Genomic DNA, 5,967 nt, shown 5'->3' with positions numbered 1-5,967 from the left:
CGAGCGGCTTCAATGGCTGCATTTAACGCAAGTAAGTTAGTTTGCTCAGAAATTGAATTGATCACTTCAATAACACTACCGATCTCTACCGAGTACTCTTGCAATTGATTAACGATGTTTGATGTTTCTTCGATCGAGTCTTCAACTTTTCGAGATATATCATCTGATGCATCGAGGGAAACACTGCCATCTTTGACATTTGTCGTTGCCCCAGTTGCAGCGCTCTCTGCGCTAGCTGCATTCTGGCTAACCTCACTCGCAGTACTAGAAAGTTCATTGATGGCTGTCGCGATTTGTTCCATTTGACTCAGTTCTTGTTGAGCATTTCCTTCTGTTTGGCTCATTACCGCGGTTAGCTCAACGGAGGCTGCTGAAACATTGTCTGAAATCTGGTGGAAACCATCGATTATTCGACGTAGTTCTTGGCGCATTTCTAAAATGTTTGCGTATATACCGGTCTCTTTACCCGTAATTGGAATCTGCTTTGAAAGATCACCAGCGGCGACTTCGGCAACAATTGCTTGGATGTCACTTGGCTCTCCTCCAACGACTTTCCATACACTGCGGTAAATCGAAACGGCAATGCTAAGAGAAGCGGCGACAACGAGAATTGAAAGAACGCCAAGCACAAATTGCGCGTTAGAGAATCGCTCGACCATATTAGGCCCGACAGAGTCTTGCTCTGACTTTGTTGATAGCTTTATCTCTTCAATTGTTTTTGCTGCATTAACACCAGCAAGATCAAGAGTCCCTGAAATGATGCCATTTCGCGTGTTTATAGTGTCAACGATCTTTGAAAATGTGTTGCGGTAAATTTTGAAGGCACTAGTGAAATCGTTTAAGTAGTTGATTTGTTCCATCGACATGAGTTGAGATTCGATTGTTTCTGCAAGTAGTGCGGCAGAGGCAAACTCTTTTTCAGCACGCTGAGCATCTTCTGTTTTATTGCTCGTCAGAAATTTAGAAGCGTACAATCTTGATAGCAATACATGCTGCTGAAGCTGTCCTGAACTGACAGCAACTTCTAAATCTTCTTCAGCTGAAGCCTGGGTCATTAGGTTAGTCACTGCCTCACGCATATTGACTCCTGATGGGTCTAAGGCCTCTTGAACTAGGTTGTTTCGAGTATTAACAAGTTGAACAACCTTGTTAAAGCCTTGGCTATATTGATCAAGCTGCTTCTTTATCGTTAGGAATTCATTTTTGTGTAGATCGTCAAGATGAGAGTCTAATATTTCATCTATCAATTGATTTGATGCGGTGATACGTCTATTCAGTTCAGAAGCATGTGACGGAATAGGGTTTTTAATATATTTAAGTGCAGATAAACGAGCTTCCAGTATATTGGCTTGGATTCGACCTGTTGAGACACTTGTTATTGCAAGAGAGCGGTAGGTGTTAAACCCATCACTCGATTGATAAAAGCGTAATGAAGCAACGACTGAAATAACCAAAATTAGCGCGAGAATCACGCCAAAACCTAAGGACAGCAATTTCTTTAAACTCATAAATATCATTCCTAGTAAGGCAGCTTGTTTTTATTCTTAACAAATTCTTACATGATTCTAACGATAAATATATCAATAAATAGTATGTATCCACTATATTTTGATGCCTAAGAATGATGGGTAAAGTAGGTTGTTGATATTGTTGTTTTTTGTAACTTTTCTCTCGGCTTTTCATAAAAATAGATGAGATTTTAGACGTGTCAGAATTTAGATATGTTAAGAGCCTCAGGTTCAAAGGCTCTAAGGATTATCGTGAGTAATACAAACGGACTAACTTTCGACCTCTTCCGGTTCCGCTTCTTCTTGTAGCTCTAGCAGGTTAATGGCTATCGTAACGAAATCGCTGTCTGTAATGATGCCCACGAGTTCGTGGTTCTCTACGACAGGTAAACAGCCCACTTTGTGTTTCTGCATATAAACAGCAGACTCTTTTAGTCCTGCGCGCGGCTCTACAGACATAACACTCTTGTGCATGATGTCATTGAGTGGTGTTGCAAGAGTATAGGATTGAGCTTGTGGGATGTTTTGTAGGCTAGATTCTTGAGCGGCAAGAACGTCTCGCTGTGTGACGACGCCAAGTAGTTGTCTGTCGGCATCAACAACCGGAATATGGCGGATATCAAGCGCTTCCATCATGTGCTTTGCATCGGCCAGTGAGTGTGAGCGCAATAGGGTATGAGGGTTGCGAGTCATCATATCTTCAACCTTGATCATACGGACCTCCTTCTTTTTTATTTGTTGCTATTACTATAGTTTTTTATCCAAAAAATAACTGAGATCTAACGCATTTTTGGGTGAGTTTCATGCAACTAATTTTGTTTTTTTTATGAGGGGGAATGGTCGTATTATTTTACGACTCTTTACAATAATCCAATGCTGTAAACCTTGCTATTGCGGCTCGTGTGCCTATACTAGCCCACTGCGAAATTTTTAGTCATGTTTACGATGTGTTTCTGGTAACGATTTACTTACCGAAACGATTGTTCGGCAACTTCGACTTATTATTCGTCAACGGCATAAATATCATCAACTAAGACAAGACTCGACACATGCAAGTTTCAGATTTTCACTTTGACCTACCAGATGAACTCATTGCTCGCTACCCTCAAGAGGAGCGCACAGCAAGCCGCCTACTTAAATTAGATGGCAATAATGGCAACCTAGCTGATGGTTCGTTTAAAGACGTTTTAGACTTGGTTGAGCCAGGTGATCTTGTTATTTTTAATAACACTCGCGTGATTCCTGCTCGTGTATTCGGTCGCAAGGCATCAGGCGGTAAGCTTGAAGTGTTGGTTGAACGTATGCTGGATGAGAAAAGCATTCTTGCGCATGTTCGTTGTTCTAAATCACCGAAACCGGGTACCAAATTGTTCCTTGGTGAGAACGATGAGTATGAAGCTGAAATGGTGGCACGTCATGATGCGTTATTTGAAATCCATTTCACATCCGATCAAAGCGTTTTAGAGATTCTTAACAGTGTTGGTCACATGCCACTGCCTCCTTACATCGATCGTCCAGATGAAGACGCCGATAAAGAGCGCTACCAAACTGTCTATAATGAAAAGCCGGGTGCAGTTGCTGCGCCAACAGCAGGCCTTCACTTTGATGACAAGCTAATGGCTGACATGAAAGAAAAAGGTGTTGAGTTTGCTTACGTGACGCTTCACGTTGGTGCTGGTACGTTCCAGCCAGTAAAAGTCGATAATATCAATGACCACCACATGCATGCTGAGTACGTTGAAGTACCGCAAGAAGTGGTAGATGCCGTTGCAGCTGCAAAAGCTCGCGGCGGACGCATCATTGCCGTTGGTACAACCTCTGTGCGTTCACTAGAAAGTGCGGCTCAAGATGCAGTGAAAAATGGCACTGAGTTAGTTCCTTTCTTTGGTGACACAGAAATCTTCATCTTCCCAGGTTATGAATATCAGCTGGTGGATTGCTTAATTACCAACTTCCACTTACCAGAATCAACGCTGATTATGTTGGTGAGTGCATTTGCTGGCTACGACAATGTGATGGGTGCATACGATCACGCAGTGAAGAGCGAATACCGTTTCTTCAGCTACGGTGATGCGATGTTCATCAATAAGAAAACGAGCTAATTTTAGCTGGTTATAAACGATATAAGCAGAATTTACGGGTGCTAGCAGTAGGCTAGGAGTCGGGCAGGGTGTCTGTCTAATCTCTCGCAAGGAATACGCGACCGCTCCTCATAGAACCCACTAGACTGAACTTTTGTTCGGCCTAAGGTTCTGAATTAACAGTCAGATTGTTTCTCTGGCATATTGGAGGCTTCGTGAAATTAAAATACGAACTTAAAAAAACTAATAGCGGCGCACGTCGTGGTCAACTTCAGTTTGAACGCGGTACCGTTGAAACCCCAGCATTCATGCCTGTAGGTACTTACGGTACGGTTAAGGGCATGACACCTGAAGAAGTAAAAGACACAGGTGCTGAAATCCTATTAGGTAATACATTCCACCTATGGCTACGTCCTGGTCAAGAAATCATGAAACTGCACGGTGATTTGCACGATTTCATGAACTGGAAAGGTCCTATCTTGACTGATTCAGGTGGCTTCCAAGTATTCAGCCTAGGCGCAACGCGTAAAATCACTGAAGAAGGTGTTCATTTCCGTAACCCTGTAAACGGTGACAAGATCTTCATGGACGCTGAGAAGTCGATGGAAATCCAAAAGGATCTAGGCTCAGACATCGTAATGATCTTTGACGAATGTACGCCTTACCCTGCGACGCATAAAGAAGCTAAAGACTCGATGGAGATGTCTCTTCGTTGGGCTCAGCGTTCTCGCGATCACTTTGATAAGCAAGAAAACCCGAACTCATTGTTCGGTATTGTACAAGGTGGCGTATACGAAGACCTTCGTGATGTATCCGTTAAAGGCCTAACAGAAATTGGCTTTGACGGTTATGCAGTAGGTGGTCTAGCAGTAGGTGAACCAAAAGAAGATATGCACCGCATTCTTGAGCACACATGTCCTCAACTGCCTGAAGATAAGCCTCGTTACCTAATGGGTGTAGGCAAACCTGAAGACTTGGTTGAAGGTGTTCGTCGCGGTATTGATATGTTTGACTGTGTTATGCCAACGCGAAATGCACGTAATGGCCACCTGTTTGTAACGGAAGGTGTGATCAAGATCCGTAATGCGAAGCATAAAACCGATACAACACCACTAGATTCAGATTGTGACTGTTACACTTGTAAGAACTACAGCAAGTCGTACTTACACCATTTGGATCGTTGTAACGAAATCCTAGGTGCTCGACTGAACACGATTCACAACCTGCGTTTCTACCAACGAGTAATGTCAGACATTCGTCAGTCTATCGATGAAGATCGCTTTGAAGAGTTCGTTGCAGAGTTCTACGCAAGAATGGGGCGTGAAGTGCCACCACTAGGTAAAGAATCTTAGTATTTCTTTTTTGCGAGCCCTATCTCTCTTCCGAGTGATGGGGCTTGAAAATAAAGGGATACGACCCAATTAGACAAACAATTACGAAAATATAATAGAGGATGTTTTAAATGTTTATTTCTCAAGCTCACGCAGCAGCAGAAGGTGCACCAGCAGGCGGCGGTTTCGAAATGCTTATCATGCTAGGTATGTTCGCTGTGATCTTCTACTTCATGATCTACCGTCCACAAGCTAAGCGTGTTAAAGAGCACAAGAGCCTTATGTCTTCTATGGGCAAAGGCGATGAAGTTCTTACAAGCGGCGGCCTAATCGGCAAGATCACTAAGATTGCTGAAGACAGCGACTACGTTGCTATCGAACTGAACGCAAACAACGAAGTCGTTATCAAGAAAGACTTCGTTACAGCAGTGCTACCAAAAGGTACTCTGAAATCACTATAAACAGCTAGAGGATCCTCGCTGTGCTAAACCGTTATCCGTTATGGAAGTATTTGATGGTGATGTTTGCCATCGCTATCGCTGCGTTGTACGCACTTCCAAATATATACGGTGAAGATCCGGCAGTTCAAGTTACAGGGGCGCGTGGCGCCTCTGTAGATCTGTCTACGCTGGATGCTGTCACCAATGCTCTTGAAGCAGAAAACCTTTCTACTAAATCCGTTGCTCTCGAAAACGGTTCCATTCTTGTTCGATTTAACGATACAGATACGCAAATCAGTGCCCGTGATATCATCACAGAAGCACTAGGTGATGACGTTATCGTAGCTTTAAACCTAGCGGCTTCAACTCCTGATTGGCTTGAATCTATTGGTGCTGCACCAATGAAACTGGGTCTTGATCTACGTGGTGGTGTTCACTTCTTAATGGAAGTGGATATGGACGCTGCGATGCAAAAACTGGTTGGCCAACAAGAAGAAGCGTTCCGCAGTGAACTTCGTGAAGAGAAAATCCGCTACCGTGCTATTCGCCCATCGGGTAAAGATGCGGTTGAAGTGATTCTGCGTAACGAAGAGCAGCTTGCTGAAGC

Annotated in this window: 5 protein-coding genes and 1 pseudogene; 4 read left to right on the top strand and 2 right to left on the bottom strand. The window is 43.5% G+C overall.

Features of this window, described 5'->3' with window-relative positions; all coding sequences use genetic code 11:
* Nucleotides 1–1,508: methyl-accepting chemotaxis protein (locus AB4653_RS10765; protein WP_372104123.1), on the bottom strand; the 1,508-nt coding region annotated here is incomplete at its 3' end.
* A 270-nt stretch (nt 1,509–1,778) separates the two neighbouring features.
* Entirely contained in the window at nt 1,779–2,222 is a 444-nt protein-coding gene (locus AB4653_RS10760) for a CBS domain-containing protein (protein ID WP_009848278.1), read from the bottom strand.
* Nucleotides 2,223–2,557: 335 nt separating this feature from the next.
* Here AB4653_RS10760 and queA point away from each other — a divergent pair, with 335 nt between their 5' ends.
* The 4 genes and pseudogenes from queA to secD form a co-directional block, all read left to right on the top strand.
* Nucleotides 2,558–3,610 carry a tRNA preQ1(34) S-adenosylmethionine ribosyltransferase-isomerase QueA gene (gene queA, locus AB4653_RS10755; RefSeq protein WP_009848279.1) on the top strand — a complete coding sequence of 351 codons (1,053 nt, stop codon included), beginning with the start codon at nt 2,558–2,560 and terminating at the stop codon, nt 3,608–3,610.
* A 194-nt stretch (nt 3,611–3,804) separates the two neighbouring features.
* Entirely contained in the window at nt 3,805–4,941 is a 1,137-nt protein-coding gene (gene tgt, locus AB4653_RS10750; RefSeq protein WP_009848280.1) for a tRNA guanosine(34) transglycosylase Tgt, read from the top strand.
* Between the two features lie 110 nt (nt 4,942–5,051).
* Complete coding sequence (yajC, locus tag AB4653_RS10745) at nt 5,052–5,381, top strand: preprotein translocase subunit YajC (protein WP_009848281.1); 330 nt, start codon at nt 5,052–5,054, stop codon at nt 5,379–5,381.
* A gap of 20 nt (nt 5,382–5,401) precedes the next feature.
* A pseudogene (gene secD / locus AB4653_RS10740) lies at nt 5,402–5,967 on the top strand (protein translocase subunit SecD); the annotation flags it as partial.

Source organism: Vibrio sp. 10N.222.48.A3 (assembly GCF_041475345.1).
In the GTDB taxonomy this organism is placed as follows: Bacteria; Pseudomonadota; Gammaproteobacteria; order Enterobacterales; family Vibrionaceae; genus Vibrio; species Vibrio tasmaniensis_A.
Note: the sequence above shows the minus strand (reverse complement) of the source record. Positions and strands in the feature narration are given on the sequence as shown.

What these genes read in the sequence shown, in the direction of transcription:
- queA (WP_009848279.1), top strand. Translation starts at nt 2,558, where the DNA reads ATGCAAGTTTCAGATTTTCACTTTGACCTACCAGATGAACTCATTGCT.
- yajC (WP_009848281.1), top strand. Translation starts at nt 5,052, where the DNA reads ATGTTTATTTCTCAAGCTCACGCAGCAGCAGAAGGTGCACCAGCAGGC.
- AB4653_RS10760 (WP_009848278.1), bottom strand. Translation starts at nt 2,222, where the DNA reads ATGATCAAGGTTGAAGATATGATGACTCGCAACCCTCATACCCTATTG.